General features: G+C 33.9%; 2 protein-coding genes. Both read left to right on the forward strand.

Annotated features, from left to right (window positions below):
* Positions 1 to 579: 579 nt before the first annotated feature.
* Positions 580 to 771, forward strand: coding sequence for a hypothetical protein (locus ACJROP_RS08300; protein WP_406535001.1), 192 nt, complete (start codon positions 580 to 582; stop codon positions 769 to 771).
* A 100-nt stretch (positions 772 to 871) separates the two neighbouring features.
* Positions 872 to 1,792 (forward strand): DEAD/DEAH box helicase family protein, encoded by a 921-nt coding sequence (locus tag ACJROP_RS08305; protein ID WP_406535002.1) that lies wholly within the window; start codon positions 872 to 874, stop codon positions 1,790 to 1,792.
* Positions 1,793 to 1,812 lie beyond the last annotated feature (20 nt).

The raw sequence follows: 1,812 nt of genomic DNA on the forward strand, positions 1-1,812 counted from the left end.
ATTGTCGCACGGTAATGAACCGACACCCTATCGGGTGCAACTATTACCCTACTCAACCTTTGTATTTTCGCTTGTGTTATCTATTCAATTTTCAGTTAAGAGCAAGACACAAAAGTGCCTTGAAAAACCTCTGTGTTTGCTCTTATGTCAGATTATAGTTATTATACACTATACTTTGACATAAAAGCAAATAAAATTGCAAAAAAATCAAGCCCTATGTTCGCAAAGGTACAGCAACATAGAACTTGAACGTATATTCTTAAAAGGCTTGAAAAAGCCTGACAAGACATCAGTAAATTCGTTATCGGTATTTGGTTACCTTTACGAGTGAGCCTGTCGCCTGTTGTGAGAGATAGGCGATGGGCTTTTGGTGTTTACTTAATTCAATTTACTCTGATATTATACCACCTTGAATACGATTTGTCAATAAATCAGCGAAAAAAATACCATTATTCACGCCTTGTAATCGTATAGAGTGCTATACGATTTTTGCTTGTGTGCTTGTGCAATATTACAGTTGATTGTCACTTTATTTTCGATTATAATGTATATATCAAATATTTTTGAGGTGAACGTGATATGTACGATGAAAAATCAAAAAAGAAAACTATGAAATATTTAGCTACAAGCCGTGAAATCTTACATCTTAATCTGCCGTTGGGAACAAAAGACCGTTGGAAAGACTATGCGGCTGAAAGAGGTATAAGTGTTACAGAATTGCTGAAAAACCTTATTGAAGAAGATATGAGAAAGCATAATTTCAAGGGATAAGTGGGACACGGTGTCCCACTTGCAAAAACGTAGAAAGTTAAAACACCGACATTGAATTGGATAGGCAAAGTGTAATACTACGAAAGGAGCTGTGTATGTGGTGCAAAAATTAGATAGTTTTGAGCAACTTTTATTTGATTTAAGTTCGACTTCTGATAGCAAAAGAGAAAAGGGTACGAAGTTTGAAAGACTGATAAAGAAGTATTTATCCATTAGTCCTTTGTACTCGGAAATATATGATGAAATATGGTTGTGGAGTGAGTTTCCATATAGAAATACAAATGATATAGGTATAGATTTAGTAGCCAAAAGGAAAGGTTATGACGAATATACTGCTATACAGTGTAAGTTTTATGATGTGAATAATTATGTATCTAAACCTGACTTGGATACATTTATATCTGCTTCTGGAAAATCTTTTATGGTGAATGGAGTAGTCCATAGATATTCCGAAAGACTTATTATATCTACAACAGATAAGTGGACATCTAATGCAGAGGAAACAATTATTGGACAATCCCCTGCCATAACTCGTATTCGTCTTCAGGATCTCAAAGATTCAGGAATTGATTGGGATAGTTTTACTCTTGAAAGAATTGACGATATGCAATTAGCTACTAAAAAGAAAGAACGTCCTCATCAATTAGAAGCTATTTTTAATGTTACCGAAGGATTAAAAATCTATGATCGTGGAAAGCTGATAATGGCTTGTGGTACGGGAAAAACCTTTACAGCGTTAAAAATAGCAGAAGCTATTACGAATGGAACGGGTAATGTTTTATTTTTAGTACCATCTATTTCATTATTAAATCAAACCTTGCTTGAGTGGACAGCACAGTCAAAATATGATTACAGAGTATTTGCTATTTGTTCTGATCCAAAAGCAAGTAGAAATACAGATAGTTCGGATAGTCTTACTGATACCGTTATACCTGCAACTACAAATGTTGAAAAGTTATACTCTCAACTAAAAACATTTAGCAAAAAGTTAATTTCATACTTTCATATCGAGAATGATTGAGGTATAATGGTATCAATATG

Source organism: Methanobrevibacter sp., assembly GCF_045220775.1.
Classification (GTDB): Archaea; Methanobacteriota; Methanobacteria; order Methanobacteriales; family Methanobacteriaceae; genus Methanocatella.

What these genes read in the sequence shown, in the direction of transcription:
- ACJROP_RS08300 (WP_406535001.1), top strand. Translation starts at nt 580, where the DNA reads ATGTACGATGAAAAATCAAAAAAGAAAACTATGAAATATTTAGCTACA.